Source organism: Symmachiella macrocystis (assembly GCF_007860075.1).
Classification (GTDB): Bacteria; Planctomycetota; Planctomycetia; order Planctomycetales; family Planctomycetaceae; genus Symmachiella; species Symmachiella macrocystis.
Genome location: NZ_SJPP01000001.1, coordinates 1,531,541 through 1,552,041, shown reverse-complemented (window position 1 = coordinate 1,552,041; position 20,501 = coordinate 1,531,541). Strand labels below are relative to the sequence as shown.

General features: G+C 55.6%; 15 protein-coding genes. 9 read left to right on the top strand and 6 right to left on the bottom strand.

Features of this window, described 5'->3' with window-relative positions:
- Nucleotides 1-191 precede the first annotated feature (191 nt).
- On the top strand, nucleotides 192-761 hold the full coding sequence (gene efp / locus CA54_RS06035) for an elongation factor P (RefSeq protein ID WP_146369926.1): 570 nt from the start codon (nucleotides 192-194) through the stop codon (nucleotides 759-761).
- 13 nt (nucleotides 762-774) lie between these two features.
- Here the strand turns inward: efp and CA54_RS06030 are convergent, their stop codons facing one another.
- On the bottom strand, nucleotides 775-1,461 hold the full coding sequence (locus CA54_RS06030; RefSeq protein WP_146369925.1) for a hypothetical protein: 687 nt from the start codon (nucleotides 1,459-1,461) through the stop codon (nucleotides 775-777).
- Nucleotides 1,462-1,867: 406 nt separating this feature from the next.
- Between CA54_RS06030 and CA54_RS06025 the strand changes: the two genes are divergently transcribed.
- Nucleotides 1,868-3,562 (top strand): divalent metal cation transporter, encoded by a 1,695-nt coding sequence (locus CA54_RS06025; protein WP_146369924.1) that lies wholly within the window; start codon nucleotides 1,868-1,870, stop codon nucleotides 3,560-3,562.
- 69 nt (nucleotides 3,563-3,631) lie between these two features.
- Here CA54_RS06025 and CA54_RS06020 read toward each other — a convergent pair whose 3' ends face one another.
- Nucleotides 3,632-4,909 carry a Gfo/Idh/MocA family protein gene (locus CA54_RS06020; protein ID WP_146369923.1) on the bottom strand — a complete coding sequence of 426 codons (1,278 nt, stop codon included), beginning with the start codon at nucleotides 4,907-4,909 and terminating at the stop codon, nucleotides 3,632-3,634.
- A 262-nt stretch (nucleotides 4,910-5,171) separates the two neighbouring features.
- Nucleotides 5,172-7,232: an FG-GAP-like repeat-containing protein gene (locus tag CA54_RS06015; protein WP_197532229.1), complete on the bottom strand. Its 2,061-nt coding sequence runs from the start codon at nucleotides 7,230-7,232 to the stop codon at nucleotides 5,172-5,174.
- A gap of 511 nt (nucleotides 7,233-7,743) precedes the next feature.
- On the opposite strand from CA54_RS06015, the gene CA54_RS06010 reads away from it, so the two are divergent.
- The 4 genes from CA54_RS06010 (at nucleotide 7,744) to CA54_RS05995 (ending at nucleotide 11,412) form a co-directional block, all read left to right on the top strand.
- Nucleotides 7,744-8,745 (top strand): DUF1559 domain-containing protein, encoded by a 1,002-nt coding sequence (locus CA54_RS06010; protein WP_146369921.1) that lies wholly within the window; start codon nucleotides 7,744-7,746, stop codon nucleotides 8,743-8,745.
- Between the two features lie 187 nt (nucleotides 8,746-8,932).
- Entirely contained in the window at nucleotides 8,933-9,232 is a 300-nt protein-coding gene (locus CA54_RS06005; RefSeq protein ID WP_231962982.1) for a hypothetical protein, read from the top strand.
- A gap of 79 nt (nucleotides 9,233-9,311) precedes the next feature.
- A complete protein-coding gene (locus CA54_RS06000) occupies nucleotides 9,312-10,397 on the top strand; it encodes a LacI family DNA-binding transcriptional regulator (protein ID WP_146369919.1) in 1,086 nt (361 codons plus the stop codon).
- 118 nt (nucleotides 10,398-10,515) lie between these two features.
- Complete coding sequence (locus CA54_RS05995) at nucleotides 10,516-11,412, top strand: ROK family protein (RefSeq protein WP_146369918.1); 897 nt, start codon at nucleotides 10,516-10,518, stop codon at nucleotides 11,410-11,412.
- Between the two features lie 145 nt (nucleotides 11,413-11,557).
- Here the strand turns inward: CA54_RS05995 and CA54_RS05990 are convergent, their stop codons facing one another.
- Nucleotides 11,558-11,968 carry a hypothetical protein gene (locus CA54_RS05990; RefSeq protein ID WP_146369917.1) on the bottom strand — a complete coding sequence of 137 codons (411 nt, stop codon included), beginning with the start codon at nucleotides 11,966-11,968 and terminating at the stop codon, nucleotides 11,558-11,560.
- Nucleotides 11,969-11,971: 3 nt separating this feature from the next.
- Nucleotides 11,972-12,874 (bottom strand): MBOAT family protein, encoded by a 903-nt coding sequence (locus CA54_RS05985; protein ID WP_146369916.1) that lies wholly within the window; start codon nucleotides 12,872-12,874, stop codon nucleotides 11,972-11,974.
- A 402-nt stretch (nucleotides 12,875-13,276) separates the two neighbouring features.
- Between CA54_RS05985 and CA54_RS05980 the strand changes: the two genes are divergently transcribed.
- From CA54_RS05980 to CA54_RS05970, 3 genes are all read left to right on the top strand, one after another.
- Nucleotides 13,277-14,746, top strand: coding sequence for a MotA/TolQ/ExbB proton channel family protein (locus tag CA54_RS05980; RefSeq protein ID WP_146369915.1), 1,470 nt, complete (start codon nucleotides 13,277-13,279; stop codon nucleotides 14,744-14,746).
- 114 nt (nucleotides 14,747-14,860) lie between these two features.
- Nucleotides 14,861-17,305 carry a hypothetical protein gene (locus CA54_RS05975; RefSeq protein ID WP_146369914.1) on the top strand — a complete coding sequence of 815 codons (2,445 nt, stop codon included), beginning with the start codon at nucleotides 14,861-14,863 and terminating at the stop codon, nucleotides 17,303-17,305.
- On the top strand, nucleotides 17,302-18,471 hold the full coding sequence (locus CA54_RS05970; protein WP_146369913.1) for a hypothetical protein: 1,170 nt from the start codon (nucleotides 17,302-17,304) through the stop codon (nucleotides 18,469-18,471). Before CA54_RS05975 ends, CA54_RS05970 begins: the two co-directional genes overlap by 4 nt.
- Nucleotides 18,472-18,587: 116 nt before the next feature.
- Here the strand turns inward: CA54_RS05970 and CA54_RS05965 are convergent, their stop codons facing one another.
- A complete protein-coding gene (locus tag CA54_RS05965) occupies nucleotides 18,588-20,279 on the bottom strand; it encodes a sigma-70 family RNA polymerase sigma factor (RefSeq protein WP_146369912.1) in 1,692 nt (563 codons plus the stop codon).
- Nucleotides 20,280-20,501: the final 222 nt, after the last annotated feature.

The following is a 20,501-nucleotide window of genomic DNA, read 5'->3' as shown; positions in this document are numbered from 1 at the left end:
GCATCGCATGGCGGCATGACCACGGCAGGTCCTCACGGTAGCTAAGCGGAGAGGATTTTGCTATTCTCGCGGCGATTTCCACGACCAAAACAGGTCCGCGGACTGCTTGTTATTGCTGATTCTAAAACAGCGGCGGCTCAGATTGCTGTGTCGCTAGGCTTTCATTCACCAGAGTTTTTCGAGTTCAATCCATGCCACAGATCAACGCCGGCGACTTTCGTAAGGGTGTTAAGGTCATCATCGACGGTGAACCTTACAACATGCTGGAATTAAACTTTGTCAAACCGGGCAAAGGGCAAGCCCTGTATAAAACGCGGCTGAAACACCTATTTAAGGGCACGATTTTGGATCGGACCTACAAGAGTGGTGATAGCCTGGAAGGCGCCGATGTCCGCCAAGGCGAAGGTCAGTTCACCTATCGCGACGGCGAAAATTTGGTCTTCATGGACAACGAAACCTACGAACAATATCCATTGGCCCAGGATGCTTGTGGAGATGCGGCGCAGTACCTGCAAGAAGGTATGACCTGCGGACTGCTCTATTGGAACGAGCAATTGATCGACATCACGGCTCCGCCACACGTCGTGTTGGAAGTCACCTATACCGAGCCAGCCGCGCGGGGAAATACTGCCAGCTCATTGACCAAGCCGGCAACGGTAGAAACAGGCGCCACGATCACAGTCCCGGCATTCGTCGAGACTGGCGAGAAGATCAAAATCGATACGCGAACCGGCGATTACATCGAACGCGCTCGCGAATAATGTCTTCGCCCTGTTAGACGGCTTTGGCCGATGCGGCTTGCGGCGCCAATTCCGAGGTGGCAGCAACGGGTGCAGCAACCCGTGGGAAATGATAGACCACCAACAGCGCAAATCCTGCCGCTACGAATTCCGCAATTTCCTCAAAGCTCCGTCCGGCGAACGTACTGTTCAACCACGATCGGTCGGAGATCTGCGAAGCGGTCAATGTGGTGAACCAAGCTAATCCAAAAATAGCCCATGGCTCGGCCCGTTTCAAATCACGTAGAGCCTGTCCCGTCATCCGCACCACAAAGGTAGCGATGATGGCGATGACAAATACTACGAACGCCCCAAAGCACAGTTTTTGCCACAGGGGGATCTCGGGCATCAGGTAAAAATCCAGGCGCGTATAATGTTCGCGGAGAAACTCCAACCGATGCAGGTCATGCTCGCGACCGGCGTAAATTGCCAAACCACAGGCTAACAAACCGAGGTTCACCCGATTTTGCGGACAACGAATCGCGAGCGTCGCGGCTGAAATCGTCGCCACAATCAGAATCGCCAATGTTCCCATCTGCACAAGTCCCGCGTCGGCAATGTATGCTTCGCCGACTTCCGGTCCGGAATACGTGAGCGCTAGCAGCAGCGCGGCACCCATGACGAACCAGATGGTGATCAATTGCAGAACACGGTCGTGTTGTTGTTTCTGTGGAGTTTTCAACTTCTAGAGTCTCGCAGAATTCTCGGTCAGCGGACGGAGTTGGAATTCGGTAGCCTGGAGCAACGGCTCGCGAATAAGGGGCGGGGATCATAATGAGGCGTCCCAACCCCGGCAAGGCGAATTTGGCAGGTTCGCCCTATCTCAAAAGACGCCGTTGTCAGTTTGATTCTGCAGGAACGGCACCCGCTCCGTATTCGCCCGAAAATGTGCAGCAACGCGGTTGAGTTGTTTCGCATTGTCGATTTGGGATAGGATGGCTGTCTTAAAACTTCAAGCCTACGAATTCCTCCTGTGGCGCAGTTCGTCGCCACGGATTTACAGGAATAGAAACACCGATCGATCGAGTGTTGCAGCGTCGCTGAGCGACTAACGACTGCCGCCGCCTGACGGGAAAGAGACAGACACCATGCCGACTGAATTAGAAGATGCCCAACAAAGCCCGGAACGGCAGATGCTCATCGAAGCTGCTCAGAAAGGCAGCGGAGCAAAACTTTGGACCTACCTGCGGCTCTCCGGTCCCGGTTGGTTGCAATCGGCGATCACACTCGGGGGTGGTTCGCTGGCGGGCAGTTTGTATTTGGGAGTGCTGGCCGGTTACAGCCTGATGTGGTTGCAAGTCATGGCGATGGTGATGGGCGTGATTATGCTCAGCGCCATTTCCTACGTGACCCTCTCCACCGGCAAACGACCGTTTCAGGCAATCAACGATCACATCAATCCGGTACTGGGCTGGGGGTGGGCCATCGCTACGCTGGTCGCAAACATCGTTTGGTGTCTCCCGCAGTTTAGCCTTGGCACAGCGGCGGTGACTCAAAACCTGTTACCCAGCATGACCTCAGATACGGACATCGCCATCATCTGCGCTGTGATGTTGACCATCGCCATCATCATTACATGGTTCTACGACAGCGGAAGTTGGGGCATCCGACTCTACGAAGGCATGTTGCGCTTGCTGGTCGGCGCAATCGTGATTTGCTTTTTTGGCGTGGTCATCAAAATCAGCCTCAGCGACGAAGGTTTGCCGTGGGACGAAATCATGGCTGGCTTCATTCCCAATCTCAATATGTTGAGCCAACCGGCAGCCACGTTTAATGAAGCTTTGGCCGCCACGGGAAGCTCCTCTGAGTTCTGGTCACAAATGATTGTGGAGATGCAACGCGACGTGATGATCACCGCTGTGGCGACCGCTGTGGGGATCAACATGACGTTTCTCCTTCCGTATTCTATGTTGCGTCGCGGCTGGGACAAACATTTTCGTGGCTTGGCCGTTTTCGATTTGTCGACCGGCATGGCGATTCCGTTCATCATCGCCACCGGCTGCGTGGTGATCGCCTCAGCCAGTCAATTTCATGCCAAGCCGGCAGCGGGGTTGTTGGATGATGGATCGGGCGTCACGGCTCCGGCGAAAATAGTGTCCGCCTATCAAGGGATTCTGCAATCCCGCGTTAGCAATCAAGCGGGTGCCGACTATGCCAATCTCAGCGACGACGAAAAACAAAAACTGGCCGATGCACTGCCCGAAGCGGACAAACGGATGGCAGCGATGCTGGTCAAACGCGACGCCTTCAATCTAGCGAATTCACTGGCCCCGCTGATCGGTCGAGACTTCGCAAATTATGTCTTCGGGTTCGGTGTGCTGGGCATGGCGCTGTCGACGATCACAATTCTGATGCTGATTTCTGGATTTACATTCTGCGAAATTCTGGGACTTCCCCCCGAGGGACTGCCACACCGTTTGGGGTGCTTGGCGCCGGCTATCGGCGTGCTGGGTCCGTTTGTCTGGTCCGGAAAAGCCGCGTTTTGGCTGGCGGTACCGACCAGTGTGTTCGGGATGGTCCTACTACCGATCGCCTACGGTACGTTCTTTTTGATGATGAATAGCCGCAGCATCCTGGGTAGTAATCTGCCACAGGGCGGAAAACGTATCTTTTGGAACGTCCTCATGCTAATCGCCCTGTCGCTCTCCGCCTTCGGCGCAGGTTGGGCGATTTGGTCCAAGTCACAATGGTACGGCGTCGCCGGCGCGGCCGCCTTTTTGGGACTGGCACTGCTCGTGCACTTCATTCGTCCGCCCAAACCAGGGCCGATTGATACGCCTTAAGTCTTTGCGAGCATCTCGCAATTCTTGGGCGAATAGGTTTTTCTGGATCGCCCAGCCCTATAGCGACGCTCAAGAAGGTTGGGCTGCCAGGTCCGCCAACGGATGCGTGCGTGATTCAAGTGGCAATTGTACGCGCTCGCCGTTTTTAACGTGCGAGGCAAACGCCGCATGAATCATCTCCACGATCGCGCGGCCATCTTCGGCACTGGAGAGCGGGGGGCGGTCTTCCGAAACGGCGGCCAGTAGATCGCGGGTCGCCAGGATGTGCTTCGACACCAGTCTTCCGAGATTCTCAATCGGCTCGGGCTTGCCGATGCCAGCGCTGCTGATCGGAATCCAAGGTCGCGCCTTGTCCGTGGGAAAGAAAGGGTTACCCGGCACTAAGTGCACCAACGGTTCAATGTCGATGCGGAAATCCATGAACCCTTTGTTCCCGATCAATTGCACTCCAAAATTCGCTTCCTTCACGCCTTGGTTTTTGATCGAGTCAAAATACAAGGGGATCCCGCTTTCCATTTCGTAACGGGCAAACAGTCGATCCCCGGCCAACGGCCCCAGCCCTTCGCCACCTTCGACAACATCCTCCTTCGTAACCGGCCGCGTCCCATTTAACAGCACCGCCGAACAGGCGGTGGCGTTTCCGCCGTAATAATGAGCCAAATCCAACAGATGCGTGCCCAAGACCCAAATGTCCTGTGCTCCACCGCGGTGGTCCTCTTTTCCTCGGCAACGAATCTCCAACAAATCGCCGATCACTCCCTCCTTCAGAGCGGCCATTGCCACCGGAACAGCCGGGTGATAGCGATTGCGATGCGCTAGCCCCAAACGCGTTCCGGACTTTTCGCAGGCTGCCACGATTTCATCCGCTTCCTGCGGGGTACGGCAGAATGGCTTCTCGCAATAAATGCCCTGCGCGCCGGCATCGATCGCGGCAAGAATCATGTCGTGGTGTTCGTGAAGATGCCGTGGGCTGACTGCGACGATGTTGGGTTGCGTCTGTTTGAGCATCTCACGGTAGTCGGCGAAATCCGGCACCATGCCGATTTTGCGATTGCAAGCAGCACGGCCTTTGTCGTTGGCATCGGCCAAGCCGACAATCTCGGTTTCCGGTAGGCTCAGCCAGACGGTATCCAAACCGTGACCGTAATTTCCCGCGCCGGTGTGTCCAATGACACCCACTCGCCATTTTTTCTCCGGGGCGGCATGGGCAAAATTCGGAAGCATGGCCGTGGCGGCCGCTGCCGTGGCGGCGGAAAGAAACAGTCGCCGATCGACTCCCGCATGCCGGACGCAAGCTGTTGTGTGGATATCGTTCGTGTGGCTGTCACGGGACTGATCAGGACGCATGAGTCACTCTCCGGATGAACGTACGAGACGGCGCTGCACCGCCATGAAGTGAACCAACAAGGAATTCGCCCCCCAACGGTCAATATCGTGCGTTACACATAGCGCTATGAAATCGTTGAGGTCAATTTCCATTAGCCATCTTTTTAGTGCAGAAAACAAGCGTCGTCCCGATTTTTTCCGCAGCAATTCACGCAACAAGTCGGCGGAAATTCACTACGATTTCCGACGGCTTGGAAAAATACCGAGAAGCTGTTTTCGCGGACTACTCTTTGTGGCCAATGACTGTCAACAATTCGCGGGGATAGTAGCGGATCGAACCTTGCTCTTCACCGCACAACAAATCGATCTTGCCGCGGCCGACGTCGAGCGGGATCGGGGAGCAGGAGTGAATCCCCAGCTTGATCCGTTCACCGTCAAAGGCCAACTGTTGGATGTACTCGAATTGTGGGTGAGTATTGTCACCGACGTTGCGCAGAAACAAAATCGAAGCGGCGCGATCGTCGCCATAATCGCTGGGCAAATGGAACGACTTCGACGCTGGAAACGACAGGCCGCGTGACGTTCCGAGCAACAGATCGACATCGCCATCGCCGTCCCAGTCATGGGCCACCAGTTTGGCACGACCGGTCTGCCCGGCTGCTTCGTCGACGTTGGCGGGGATCGGCGAACCATCTTCAAAGGTCAACAATTCACCGCGATCGACGTTTTGATCGTCGACGCGCCAGAATTGACGGAGCAAGTTTTTCTCATCCAACGCAATCAAGCAGAGCGGGCCGTCGGTTCCCCAGTCCGTGACTGCCGGTTGGTTGCGCCATGCCAAGTGGAGTTGAATGCCGTCGCCATACATCGTCTTGGGGGCGGAAAAGACCGGTTGGCCGTCGGACGTGGATTCCTCTTGCAACAGCAACATGTAGTCGCCCAAAGAACTATTGAGGATCACATCCTGCCGGCCATCGCCGTTCCAGTCGCACACCGTGGGACAAGTATAACCCCACATCGCTTCGCCGGGCCCTTGAATGGATCCGCGGTACCCGGGCTTGATATCCAACGGTTTTCCACCGACCAATACGGCCACAGGGTTATCGAATTCCGCGCGCTGCTTGGTGCCGATGTTTTTGACAAACAACAATTTGCCGGCATCATTTCCAGCCATGAGGTCCACGAGGCCGTCGCCATCCATGTCTCCCGGACTGATCACCGGCAGTTGGCCCAATGCCAATCGCAAACCTTCAGCTTTCACCGGCTGGGCTGCGCCGTAAATCGGCGAACCGTTTTCTGAGAACTGACCCGTGTGCGGATAAAACCAAACCAGACCGGTGTCGGTGACAATCAGATTCGACAGGCCTGTCTCGGGATTGGGAATCGCTTTGACAGCGGCGTTGATGACTGAATGCCGCAGGGCGACTTGGTCTTCGTTGTTGACGTACTGTTTGGGGCCGAGTTCTCCGGTATCGGGGTCAATGGGGAAAAATCGCAACACGCTTTGCTTTTCAGTCGTCACAATCCCCGGCGACCGTTCCGCGCCGAGATTGAGAACGTCCATTCCGTTCACGCTAAACAGGAACTCGCCGGGACCTTCCCCGCTGCGATGCACGCTCTCGGTCTTTTTCAAACGGAGCGAATCAAATCGGGCGTGGTACATCATGCGACGGGGAATTTTTCCTCGCCAAAACCCGGCGCCGTCATAAGGGATGTACGCCGGAGAATGATGATGCGGCCCCGGCGGGCGGTATGCGACGCCGTCGGAAATTGTAAAATAAACGTCCAGCTTGCCATTGTCGTCGATCCGCGCAGCCATCCCACCACCAACGCCAGCGGGCACATCCAGCTGTCCCGATTCGGCGTAAGGTTGGAACTCTTTTTTGCTACGGTCGAATTTGGAAACGCGGATTTTGCGGCGGTGTCCATGCACGCAATATATCTCATTGTCCGGACCGGTGAGGATCGCTCCCTCCATCCGCGCATCATGGTTTTCCTTGATCTTCACCACTTTTCCATAATAGGGCGTCCCTTGTTCATCAAATCCTCGAAATGGAAAAATGCGATCGGGGTAGAGAAACAGGTCATAGGGGCCGTTGCCAAATACATCCGCCGTCCCAATGACACGTCCCATGATCACCGATTCGAATTCTTCGGTATTGCCGATCTGTGCCAGTTTTCGCTGGGGGGAGACGGGAATCGATGCGCCGGGGGGGAAGACCTGGTTCCCGCTGCTTGTGTTTGATTTCGCCGTCGCGCGCGGTTTGGTTTTGTCAGCTCCGCTGGCGGGGATGGCGACGCAACTTAATAGAATAAGTGGTATGGCAATTAAGAGCTGTTTCATTGGGTGGTCCTTATTCACTGCAAGATGAACGTGGGATCGGCTCGCCTCAAGAATTGAGCCCATGAAAACAAATACAATGCAGATTCGTGCTGACCAGTAAGATTTCGCCGCGTCATATTGGCAAAAACTACGAATTCCGTGACCCGCGTCAACGACCGTTCAGCAAGGTGGTTTGCGTCAATAGTTGTGCAGAAATGCATGAACGTTAGCGCGATGTCGACACGCTGTGGGCGAAATGAACTTCAAAAACGGATTTCCCATTCATCCTCAAGCTACTTGCGACTTGCTGCTATTTCTACGGGAATTAAGAAAAACTTAAGGAAAATTTGAATAAAACTAAGAAAATCTTTTATTTATTTTACGGAAACGTTTATAAGTGTGGATGTTGTTTCAAATATTGCTGGGCAACTCCTGGCTGCGGCACTTTCAAACTTCACCGCCGCAATTCGTCGTCACTTCGACAAGGCATGACGCTCGGCACGACATCACCAATCAAAGGGAGGCACTTCACATGCAGACAAGAAACAGTCGGCGCGGATTCACTTTGATCGAACTATTGGTGGTCATCGCCATCATTGCCATCTTGATCGCGTTGCTTCTGCCAGCAGTGCAACAAGCGCGTGAAGCTGCCCGCAGGACCCAGTGCCGTAACAATCTCAAACAAATCGGATTAGCGCTCCACAATTACCATGACTTGTTCAGTTGTTTCCCGGCAGGATTTCTTGGTGACCCGCCCAATGAATCAGCGACTGGTTGCGATCAGGTATCGGCCTCACTCCTTGCGAATAAAGGCTGGGGTTGGGCGGTAATGATCATGCCGCACTTGGACCTGGGGAATTTGTACAAAGAGTTAGATCCCGGCAATAACGTAGTTGTGTGCGCTAAAGCGACGGGAGCTCAGGCTCTCGCCGGCAATGCCGAACTTCAACGTACGGTCATTCCCGCCTATATTTGTCCGACAGCTGTTGATCCGGACTTAAATCCGTCGCGTTGGGAACGCCCCCCCGCAACCGCAGGTGCTCACGGGAAATCAAACTACGCGGCTGTTGCAGGAATCGACTGGGATGGCTCGGGTATACATCCGGTGACTGGAAGGCAAGTCGAAGCCATGTTCGTGAACGGTACCACGGTCGGGCCTGTGCGGATGAAGCATATGACTGACGGTTCGAGCAATGTTTTCGCTATCGGCGAAAAGATTCGTATCGACGTCGACGACGATAAAACACGGGCAGCAGGTGCATTGTTCGAAAAATATGGCGCCTATTGGGTGGGAATCGCCCCCGATACGCGATCTGCTTCGTGTGCGATGCGACTGCAACCGGCGCCCTCGTCGTTTGCAGTTAATGGCACATCAGTGAATGCGTTTGCTAGCCAGCATACAGGCGGTTGCTTTTTCTTATTGGCTGACGGCCATGTCCTTTTCATCAGCGAAAATGCGGATCAGGACATGATATCCAACATCGGTCTTAGGAACGATGGCGAAATCATCGATGGCAGCATTGTTTCTAACTAATTCGTATCAGCCTGTATCGGCGTAATCAATCAAGTCTGTTTACGTCTCGCCCGCCAAAGGGCCTTTGGAGAAATCAATGTTCAGCGGTTGGAATCGATTATTGTTGTCTAGCATTGTCATGTTTCTGGTGACTGGTTGCGGTTCGAGTGATCAACCCGAGTTGGGCCAGGTCTACGGAACCATAACGATGGATGACGCGCCTTTGGCGGGTGTTGAGGTCTTGTTCGGTCCGAAGGGTGCCCGCTCTTCGGCCGGATATACGGACGCAGAAGGCCAATACACGTTGTATTATCTAGCCGGGGTAAAAGGGGCCGTACTCGGCGAGCACAGGGTTGAAGTGCGAACCCCCATTGAGGACGAATCCGACCCAGAAACGGAAGCAAACTTCGTTGAAAATATTCCCCCAAAATACAATTCCCAATCGGAATTAACAGCCGTTGTGAAAGCAGGGGATAATCCGATAGACTTTAATCTGAAATCCAATTGACTATTCTTGAATTGTCCGGCCGTCCATTGCACTCGCTGATCGAATGGGGATGTACTGATTTACTAGAGGAACGAATTCCGTGAAAGAAACCGTCACAATTAGAACCGTCGCGGAAGCGGCGAATTGTGCCGTCAGTACCGTCAGTCGTGCCCTGCGCGACGACCCGGCGATTAGCGAAGCATCCAAACAACGCATTCGAGAAGCGGCCGAGGCGCTGAATTACCGTCGTTTGCGGCGACCCAGCGTCAAAGAGGCGAACAACGGCCATGGCACCAACGCGTTGTCCGGCAAGCGGCTCGTCGTGGTTACGATGGGCTTGGACAGATCGTTGACGTCATTGCCGGTTGTGAACGCCACCCTGTGCGGCGTCGAAGATGCACTGTCCGGATTCGGACTACGGCTGCAAATGACGCATGTCCCCGACTTGGATGAAATTCCTGATCATTTAGATTCCAACGAACTCGATGGCGTTTTTCTAATCGGACCGTTGCAAGGTCGCATGTTGGCCGATTCCAATTGCCGGTTATTGCGAGAATTTCGGGAATTGCCCACCGTTTGGTTGCACGGCCGCCCCGACGGTTGCGACTGGGGTGACAGTGTTGGTGCTGACGACGTGCTAATCGGAAAAATGGCCGCGGATTTCCTGGCCGATCATGGCCATCAATGTGTGGCCTTTGTGAGTCCTAAGCCGAGTCAACTGCTGATGCTCAATCGGGAAACCGGATTCCTTGCGCAGGCTCATCGTCGTGGCTTACATGTTCAACGGTTCGTAGAACCACCAACCGGCGGGTGGACAATGCCTATCAAACCACCGCTCACCATTGAAACCGTGCAGCACCTGGTAGAAGCAGTCCTCGCTACCGATCCGAGGCCCACAGCCGTGTTCGCAGCATGCGACGGGGTCGCCACAGGAGTCTACGGTGCCCTCACAGCCCGCGGCATACAAGTCGGTAGAGAGATGAGCATCATTGCCGGCAACAACGATTGGGCTTTGATTTCAGGACTGCATCCTTCGCTGACAACTTTTGATATTCAGGCGCATGAAATCGGGCAATTGGCTGTGCGGCAAATGGAATCGCTGCTGCGTACGAAAGAGCAATTGCCAAACGCCTGTCTTTCCATCGAGCCGCGCTTCGTGCGGGGAGATTCGGTCGGTCATCGTTGAGAGCCCCCAGCGAAAGCGGACGGCTTCGCAGGCTTTCGACGTCGACACCGTGGTCATTGGGCAAAAAGAATGGCAGGGCGCTTGACTCGACTGTTCGCATTCGCCCAAACTAAAGACTATGAAAGAACTTGTAGGTGGAATTGAAGCTGGCGGAACAAAGTTTGTGTGCGCCATCGGGACCGGACCCGATGATGTCCGTGCCATCGAACGTTTTCCGACGACCAGCCCCGAAGAGACGCTGCAAAGATCGATCCAGTTCTTCGAAGCCCAGTCCACAGAATTTGGCCCGGTCGCTGCGATCGGTGTCGGCTCCTTTGGACCGGTGGATCCCCATTTGCATTCCTCGACGTTCGGGTACGTTACATCGACGCCCAAGCCCGGTTGGAGAGACACCGACGTCGTCGGTCCGTTGCATGAGGCGTTGGGTGTCCCGGTTGCCTTCGATACCGATGTGAACGCGGCTGCCCTCGGCGAATGGCGGTGGGGGGCGGCAAAAAACCTGGAGTGTTTCATCTACTTAACCATCGGGACGGGTATCGGTGGCGGTGGGATGATCAACGGCCAATTGATGCATGGTCTCATCCATCCGGAAATGGGACACGTCCGCATTCCGCATGACCTCAGCCGCGACCCGTACCCCGGACACTGCCCATTCCACGGCGATTGTCTGGAAGGCTTGGCAGCCGGCCCGGCAATCGGCGAGCGTTGGGGACAGCCTGCCGAAGAGTTTTCCGATGATCATCCCGCTTGGGAGCTCGAAGCGGAATACCTGGCGTTTGCACTGGTGAACTTTCTCTGCACACTGTCGCCTCAGCGAATCATCATCGGCGGCGGCGTCATGCGACCGCATCTTTTCGAACCGGTCCGCAGGAAAGTACAGGAACTTCTCGCCGGCTATGTAGACTCTGCATCCATCACCGATGCGATCGACACGTTCATCGTCCCGCCCGGCCTCGAAAGCCAAGCTGGCGTGCTCGGCGCAATCGCCCTGGGGCAACGTTTGTGCAATTCCTGAGGAATTGCGGCCATCGCAGCGAAACGCCGATCGATCCCCGGTAGTTAGCGTGGGCGTGAGTGTGTGTGAAGAGTGAGGCAACATCTCATCTATCCCTCGGTGTTATGCTGCGGATGACGAAACACCAGAACGCAGGCGTTGTGGATTAAAGCGGGTGCCATGCTGCGAGCGCAAACACGATGGTGATATAAAGAAACGCAACCGTCAGCCCATGGTAGCCAATCTTTAAGAACGTCGTGGTGAGGTAGGACTTGGCATCAAAGACAAAAAACTGCACGCCCAACCTCGCTCCCCAGAATATGGCAATGAACAGACAAACGCCTCGCGCGAGATGCGTACCGCTGGCCAGTTCGCCCGCACAGAACAGCGACAGCAACCCGAACCCAACAATCACCAGAACAATAAACGCACCATGCACCCACACCAATTGACGCGACAGGCTGTCGAGTTTGGCCAGCGAGGATTTCCAATCCAAAACTTGCGGCACGAGCGCGCTGGCAATCAGAATCCCAAAGTGCAGCATTCCGCCACAAAAAATGAGTAGTTCCAGGTTCATTGTCTAACTCCTATCCCAGCGGAGAATCGTGAGCATCGGTACAACAACGCGCTCTACAAATGGCGGATGGAATAACAAACCGACCGGTGCCAAAATCAGCGCCGCACAATAGATGCGGCCGACCGCGCCGTGCCGCAGCCCCAGATGTTTGCCCAGACGGCTACGCTCGAACATCACTCCCGCGCCTTGTACCACGAAATACAAAGTCGGCAGGCCGTACCCCGCCCGTGCAGGAAGGGAGATCACCACATCATGGATCACGCCCGACACAACAAATACGGCCATGGTGGCGGCGGCGATTCCCCATCGTCCCACGCACATTCGAAAGACATAGGTGTGCGCCAAATCTCGAAAGGCGAGGTTCCAGCGTTTTCCCCAGAAATTGTTAAGAGATGTCGCCAGCAGCGGGGCGTGCATTATCGGGCATGCGTCGATCCCCGCTTGCCTCCAAGCGGTCGACAGCAGATGAAATACTCCAAAATGCAAAGCCAACGTAATGCCCACCATTCCCATCCAACCTGCCACCCAAATATTCCAGTCCACAAGCGCAACCGCAATTCCGATCAACGCACATCCAATGACCGTTTTTGCGACGGCAGCGCACCATTCCCGCGGGTGAGGTGGTGCAACGTTTCGGCTTGTACTCAGAAATGACTTCGCATCCATTCCCGGCCACGCGACCAGATAACCGATGGCGCGCCGCACTGTGCAAACATGGTTTTCAACGTATTTGGAGTAACTCAGCCACTTGAGTCCCGCATAAATAGAAAACGCGAGCGCCCACATGCACAGCCAAGCCGCGCTGTTGCGCGTCGACCACATAGCAACGACCGGCAAAACAAACAGTGGCAACCATGCGGCGAGTTTTGCGTCGTGATTGGATCTCAAATTGGTGACGGATGCCATTTGAATTCCCCAGTGAAAAAAGACAACCACTGGGAGAGAAACCGCTACGCGATTCTAAGATTAACGCGAAACCGTTCAACTCCTTACTGATGCTCACCTTCCAATCCGCCGGGGTTGTCTGTCGCATGCATCGAAGCCCAATTGCTGGGTTAGCACACGTCTTGACAGTGTTGCCAAGGCTGTACTACACGATTTGCGTTGCTCTCTTGCTTCTGAGTTGCTCCGCATCTCATTTGTCCCCATCCGCGCACGCTGCACGGATTTGATCAACAGACGCGTGAATCTAGTCCGATACTACCGATTGTAACGGCTGCTTCGATTCCGGGCGGCTGGATGCGCTGAGCTTGGGAACCGTTATCTCCTATCCGTACCGTTCGCTTTTCTGAGAGAAGTTGAGTCATCATGGCGACGCAAACATCGACCGGGAATAATCTCGACAACCTCACGCTCAAAAGCCGAGGTTGGCTGGATACGATTTTCATGTCCCCCGTGCTCTGGGGGGCAGCGCTTACCGCCGGATTCTATGCGGCGTTGCCTTATCTACCCGTGCAACAGGCGCTCGCCCGCCGGTATTGCACGGGGCATATATTGTCCTATACCGAGACGACGTTGTTCTTTTTGGGCATCGCGATTTTGGCGATGAAGGCCCTCTCGCTTACCACACAACGACGGGCTTTGAAACTACAACGACTTTATGAGTTGCCGGGCGAAACCGACGACGCCGTGCAAAATGCCACACGGATGATGGTTGTCGTTTGCGAACTCCCCCGGCGGATTCAACGCACTTTTATAGTACGCCGCATCGCCGAAGTCTGCCAAAACGTGCGGGGATTGCGCTCAACAAAAAACCTATACGAACATCAACAGTACCTCTCGGATATCGGGTCGGAACGCTTACACGAAAGCTACAGCCTGATCCGCACCATCACTTGGGCGATTCCCATTTTGGGTTTTTTGGGCACAGTGATGGGGATCACGATCGCGATTGCCAATGTCAAACCGGAGCAACTCACCTCCTCGATGGACAAAGTGACCGGTGGTTTGGGAATTGCCTTCGATACCACCACACTCGGTTTGGGGCTGACGTTAGTGCTCGTCTTCTTGACCTTTTGGGTTGAGAAATCAGAACAGAACATTTTGCACGAAGTCGACGAACTCGCCTTCAATCACATTAGCAGTTGGTTCCCAGAGACGGATGCGACCAGTCCGTTGCTGCAAGCCGAACAACAGGCGGCTGCACAGTTGCTGACTCAAACAGAAGCCATCGTCGCCCAGCATGCGGACGCTTGGCAAACGAATCTCGGGCAATTGCGCGAGCGGTGGTCGGAGACCATGGAGAAACAACAGTCCTCCCTAGCCGCCTCGCTGCACGCCGGGACGGAGTCGACGTTGGCCGACCACGCCCAGCAATTGGCCACAGCTCGCCAAGAACTGCTCAGCGGTTACCAAGGTGTCTCACAGCAAATCGCCAGCATGATGGATGCCCAGCGCGAATCCATGACGGAACAACAACGAGCCGCGCAGGAATCGATGGATGAGCAGCGACAATTGTTGTTCAATCAAATTGCCACTGTGCGAGACGATCTCAAGGTGCAAACCGAACAGATCACCACCTCGATTTCTTCGACCGCCGAACACTGGAATTCAGAACTGAGCACCGCTTCACAAGCGATGACGGCTCAGGTTGGGCAACTGCAGCATCAAGGGGAGTTGTTGTCCCGCATCGTCGAACAGGAAGAAAACCTAGTGCGTCTGCAGGGAACACTTGCCGAAAACCTCAGCGCCATTCGTTCCGTCGAAGCGTTTGACGAAACGCTGCACAACCTCAGCGCAGCGGTGCACTTGTTAACGGTCCGCAGCAAAGCGGCGTAGTGTTTCGAGTCTTGAAGTCGCAAATTGTCCCCAGCAGGTTGTCTCCGACTTTCAACATCGCCTCACACAGCTTGCCTGTTGGGTTGATGTCCTCCCTCCCTAGCGGAAACCGGAATGAGCCGCCGTCCATCACGCTCTAATTTGACCGTCTCGCTATTTCCGTTTTTGGCGGTTTTGGTGTGCGCGATGGGAGCGCTGATCTTCTTGTTGATCGTCACCACACAAATGATCGGTGATGAGTCGGCGCAGAAGAAAAAAGTTGTGGAAGTCAAAGCCCCAGAGCCAACCCCCACACCCAATCCGTTTATCGAGGTCGCCCCCTATGAATCGCCGGATCGCGAGACGCTCGACGCCGCGCCGGAGTTTGTTGTGGTCCTTCCCAAAGTCGAACCGCCGCCGGAACCCAAACCGATCCCACCGCTCATCACCGTGCCGGATCCCAATATCAAACTCCGCCGCCAAATCGCGGATTTGAAAATTCAGCAAGAGCGCCGCCGGCAACAACTGGCTGAACAGTCCGCGGAATTGTTGGCAGCCCAGCGCGCATTGGATGCCGCGCGGCAGGATCTGAAACAACAACAGGCAGCGCTGGACAAATTGCAGACCGATCAATCGCGCGTTGGCGATGAGAGCCAGGAAATTCAAGCGGAGCGGAAGCGGTTGTTGTTGAAAATCCGCAAAACGGAAGAGAAATTGGAGGAACTGGAAAATCGCCGAGCTACGTCGCCCAGTAAATATGCGTTGATTCCCTACGACGGTCGTCAAGGAACAACGCGGCGGCCCATTTTTGTCGAATGCACAAAAAAGGGTATCCGTTTTCTCCCGGAAAACGTCTTTCTCGGGCCGTCGCAATTGGAAGGATTCACCGATGGCTACAACCCGTTGCTGGCCGGGGTCCGGGCGCTGAACGACCATTGGACCCGGTTAGCCAATGCGCCGAACGCTCTGAACGCGGAGGAACCGTATGTCATGTTGATCGTGCGGCCCGAAGGGAGTGTGACCTATTATATGGCCCGCAAATTTCTCACCGAATGGCAAGAGCCCTACGGCTATGAATTGATCGAAGAAGACTTCGCCTGGGAATTACCGGCCGCTGATCCTCAAGCACAGCAAGTTTTGCGACAAGCCATTGCAGAATCACTCAAAAATCGTAGCGACGTGATTCGCAAATACGCGGTCCGCGGCAGCATGGATGCATTGTCCGAGTTTCCTGACGAGGAAGAAATGGCCGACCCGGAACTGCCATTCTCTCAAGGGACCTCCAACGCCTCACGCTTTGCGGCAAAAGCTCGTCGGCATCGTCGTCGCATTGCCGAACAGGGAAATGCTTCGGGGGGCAGGGGGTCAGCTAGTCGCGGGACTCAGGGGCCCAGAACTCAGGGTCGCGGACCAGGCGGACGTCGCTTGCAACCAACACAGCCGAAACAGAATCCGCAATCATCGTTGCCGGGATGGGATGAAGTTCCGTCGCAGTACGGTCAAAACGGCTCTAAGAATCCGGGCGGGCATCAAATCCCAGCGACCCGTGCACCGGCAGAAGATCCGACCGACGCCTTTGAGCACGCCGGTGAAATCCCGCGACGCTTCCTCTCCCCGTCCGACGCGCAGGCCTTGGAACCGGGTTGGAGCCGAGGAGCTGCAAACGAAGACCAAGCGGCAAGCCTCGCTGGACTGGGACCTAAGGGGAGTAACCCACAGGCCTCCGGCAGGACGCAATCGCCCGGCGGGAATCCACAGTCCTCGGGGGGCAATCGACAGCCCTCGGATAGCGACAACGGCACCTCTCCGCTGTTCGATGATCTCGATCCAACGCAGGCGGGAACTCGCAACCCGCTTGAGCAGAATCTGAGCGGCAACAACAGCGGGCAAACCGGCTCGACAGAGCAAGGGGGGCAACCGGGAAGTCCGCCGCAAACCAGCACAGAGGCGAATGCGCGTGGACCGCAATCTCCTTCGAGCGATGGAAAACCGGGCCGCGGACAAGCAGGCCCTCAAGCGCATCCCACTGGAAACGAATTGGCCAAAGCGCCTTACGTCGGTCGTTCGACAGGCTCGCCGGGGCAAAACTCTGCACCAAAATCTCCGCAAGCTGGCGGAACGTCATCGCCGTCGGCGATTGGACAGCAAGGCCAACCCACTTTGCCGCAGTTGACCCTCAACCGTCAACAACAAATGGATCGGATGCAAAAGAATCTATCCAAGCGAGGCTGGGGTTTGTCGCGCCGCGCGGGAATCGGTATCGAACGGTCTGTCAACGTGGTGGTCACGCCTGACCGCATCCAAGTTGGTAAGTTGGAGATGGCGATCGTTCTTGGACATGGGGAAACAGAGCAACAAGTGGTGCGCGCGGTGATCGTGGACATTGATGAAAACGCCAAGACGTGGGGCGATCCCCCCTCGGGATTTTATTGGGTTCCCTATGTCAGATTTCGCGTCTCGTCGCAAGCGGTCCATATTTCCAAGCCAATCGAACAGGCGCTCCGCAAGGGGGGACTTTCGACTAAGACGACTTACGGAGAGGCAGCCGCTGTTGGAACAAAACAGGAGGTCTCCCGATGAGCCGCCGTCGCAAAAAGGGTGATCTGGAATCGGGATCCGACTCGTTTCTGGATATCATTGCCAACATCGTTGGAATCTTGATCATCCTCATCGTGATTGCCGGAGTCCGGGTGAGCCAGATGCCGGCCACTCCGGAGACCGAAACGGCGGCAATCCCCGCTGAACCCGTGCCCGCGCCGATTGTTGTGGAACCGCCACCCAAGATCGAAGTGGCAATGGGCGCTGCCACGGAATCACCCAGCGAGGAAGTGCTACCGCCCGAACCGCCCCCCCCTGTTGTCAAAGTCGAACCCAAGCCAAAACCGGAGCCGGTCCGGCCGCCGCAACCTTCTCCACAATTGCTGGCCGACATCACACAACTGCAGCGAGAGATTGACAAACTCAATCGCGACGTCGCAGATGTCACGCCGCAGCTTGCCAGTGCCATTGCCTCGCAAGACGAACTCGCGGCAGCGGCAACGGCAGCTCGAAAAGAGTCGAAGCAGATCCGCGCCCAGGTGGATCGGCAAACGGCAGAGCTCAACGCGCGCAAGCAGAACGTTGCGGACGATATGACGCACTTGGCGATCTTGGCCGACGAAATCAAAACCCGCGATACCCAACGACCGCCAGTCAAAGAAATCATCCACAAGCTGACGCCGGTCAGCCAAATTGTCGAGGGAGAGGAATACCACTTTCGTCTCGAAAACAATCGTATTTCCTACGTTCCGCTCAAACAGTTGATCGATAGTTTGAAAACCCATCTCGGGCACCGCCGCGCGTTGCTCTCGCGGACACGCACGCATCAAGGATTCATTGGGCCCATTGAAGGTTACCGCATGCGCTACCTCGTCGAACGCAAGCCATTGTCGATGGTCGATGAGTTGAAGCACGGTCCGGGAATGTTCCGCGTTGCGGTGACAGCGTGGCAGATGCAAGTGACATCGGAGGTGGATGCGGAAACCGCCGAGGAAGCGCTCCGCGTTGGATCGCGATTTGTGGAAGTCCTCAAAGGCGCCCCACCTGAGACGACCCTCACCATGTGGGTCTACCCCGACAGCTTCGGCTTGTTTCGCGAATTGCAAACGGTCGTGCACGCCAACGGCTTCAACGTCGCAGCTCGCCCCTTGCCGGAGGGTATTCCCATCGCCGGTTCGCCCGACGGTAGCCGCTCCGCAGGGCAATGACCGACGGCACGCGTGTCAGCGGACGTGGATCCCTGCGGGCGCCCTACAAAAATACAGCCACCGCAAGCGTATGGCTTACGGTGGCTGAAATCTGTCATTGCTGATCCGGCAGTTGCCTAAGCGTCGGCGGTTACCGGTTCGCCTTCGGCTTCAGCGTTTTGGAACTCTTGGCCGGGCAGGTCTTCCACAAACCCCTTGAGCTGATTGCTACGGGTGTGGTGCTGCAATTTCCGCAATGCTTTGGATTCGATTTGCCGAATCCGTTCGCGGGTGACTTTGAAGATCCGGCCGGTTTCTTCCAACGTGTAGCTATAGCCGTCTCCCAGCCCGTAGCGGAGTTTGATAATCTCGCGCTCGCGGTAGGTCAAGCTTTTGAGGACGTGGCCAATTTTGTCCTTGAGCAATTCGTGCGTTGCCGAATCGAGCGGATTGACTTCGGCGCCATCTTCGAGGAAGTCGCCGAAGCTGCTGTCTTCGCTTTCCCCGACAGGGATGTCGAGGCTGATCGGATGCCGCCAAGTCTTCATGATCCGTTCGGTCTCTTCGGTCGACAGTCCAACCGCTTCGGCCAATTCTTCACTCGTCGGTTCGCGACCAGTCCGCTGCCGCAACTCTTCGCTTTTGGCTTTGAGCGTCGAGATGCTTTGGAACATGTGCACGGGAATCCGAATCGTACGGGCATGGTCGGCAACCGCTCGCGTGATTGCTTGGCGAATCCACCATGTGGCGTACGTCGAGAATTTATACCCGCGACGATATTCGTACTTTTCGACGCCCCGCATCAAGCCGGCATTGCCTTCTTGGATCAAGTCCAAGAAGCTCAGGCCGCGATTACGGTATTTCTTGGCAATGGAGACCACCAGCCGCAGGTTTCCGCCGGAAAGCTGCTGTTTGGCCTCGGTCCAAGCTTCGAAGCGGCGGTTGACCTCTTCGACCCGCTTGAGCATGCTGTCAGGCGTTTCGAGGGTCATTTCCATCAACTCGTCCAATTCGCGTTGAGCGAGCTGCAATTCCGGATTGTGCCGAGTCTGTTTCCGCATGCGTACGACTTGCGATTGCAGATCAAGCATCCGATCGCAAATCTGTTTCATGCGTTTGGTGATCGGCTGCAGCCGTTGCGTCCGCAGGCTGAGTTCTTCAGCCAACGTGGCGGTTTTGCGGCGGCTGACAATCAATTCGGTGGCGAGTTCTCGCTGGCGTGAGGCGGATGCCGTGCCGGCTTGAATTTGGTGGAACGTATCGGCGTTTTGTTTCATCAACCGCGCCATCGTTTTCAGATTGTGCGGCATGCGACCGAGGATTTGTTCCTTCTCGACGTTTTCGGTTTCCGACGTCCGCAGGGTGCGCTCAAAGGGGAGTTCCCCGTCGAAGACTTTTTGCAGTGTGTCGATCGCGATCCGCAACGAGAAGTCGCATTCGAGAATCGCGCGGCGGAACCGCCGACGGGTCAGCTCGATTTTTTTCGCAAGAAAAATCTCGCGAGTCCGCGACAGAAGCGGAATGTCTCCCATTTGACTGAGGTACATCCGAATCGGATCGCGCGACGACAAAGACGCGGAGGGTTCTTCGGTAACGACCGGTGTCGAGTCCGACGGCGGCGGTTCCGACAATGTTGGACGAGGCTTAACGATCGTCGGGTCTTCGATGACCGAAATCCCTAATTCCTCTAGCGCTAATACAAGTTCATTCACGGTGTCGACACTACCACCCTCGTCGGGTAGGTATTGGTCGACCTCTTGAAAGGTGATGTAGCCCCGAGACAGCCCCTGTTCCATCAAGACCATTAGTTTGTCATTAAAATGATACACCGGTTATCACTCCCTTTCTGGAAAGTGGTCTACGCACGTCCGTGTACGGCCCCTGGTGTGCGGCCTCACTCTTTGATACGTCGGTTCCCAAAGTTCCATTCAATCTGTTAGTTTCTGTCGTTTCCGATCCAACGACAACATGCTATTCACCCGACATTTCATTGTCAGATGCGGCGCGTGGCCAGCGGTCTACGCCGTGGCCCTATCGCCATTATTTTCAGA

Excerpts from the sequence above, each read along its gene's own strand:
- efp (WP_146369926.1), top strand. The coding sequence starts at position 192 with ATGCCACAGATCAACGCCGGCGACTTTCGTAAGGGTGTTAAGGTCATC.
- CA54_RS06025 (WP_146369924.1), top strand. The coding sequence starts at position 1,868 with ATGCCGACTGAATTAGAAGATGCCCAACAAAGCCCGGAACGGCAGATG.
- CA54_RS06020 (WP_146369923.1), bottom strand. The coding sequence starts at position 4,909 with ATGCGTCCTGATCAGTCCCGTGACAGCCACACGAACGATATCCACACA.
- CA54_RS06015 (WP_197532229.1), bottom strand. The coding sequence starts at position 7,232 with ATGAAACAGCTCTTAATTGCCATACCACTTATTCTATTAAGTTGCGTC.
- CA54_RS06010 (WP_146369921.1), top strand. The coding sequence starts at position 7,744 with ATGCAGACAAGAAACAGTCGGCGCGGATTCACTTTGATCGAACTATTG.
- CA54_RS06005 (WP_231962982.1), top strand. The coding sequence starts at position 8,933 with ATGGATGACGCGCCTTTGGCGGGTGTTGAGGTCTTGTTCGGTCCGAAG.
- CA54_RS05995 (WP_146369918.1), top strand. The coding sequence starts at position 10,516 with ATGAAAGAACTTGTAGGTGGAATTGAAGCTGGCGGAACAAAGTTTGTG.
- CA54_RS05990 (WP_146369917.1), bottom strand. The coding sequence starts at position 11,968 with ATGAACCTGGAACTACTCATTTTTTGTGGCGGAATGCTGCACTTTGGG.
- CA54_RS05985 (WP_146369916.1), bottom strand. The coding sequence starts at position 12,874 with ATGGCATCCGTCACCAATTTGAGATCCAATCACGACGCAAAACTCGCC.
- CA54_RS05980 (WP_146369915.1), top strand. The coding sequence starts at position 13,277 with ATGGCGACGCAAACATCGACCGGGAATAATCTCGACAACCTCACGCTC.
- CA54_RS05975 (WP_146369914.1), top strand. The coding sequence starts at position 14,861 with ATGAGCCGCCGTCCATCACGCTCTAATTTGACCGTCTCGCTATTTCCG.
- CA54_RS05970 (WP_146369913.1), top strand. The coding sequence starts at position 17,302 with ATGAGCCGCCGTCGCAAAAAGGGTGATCTGGAATCGGGATCCGACTCG.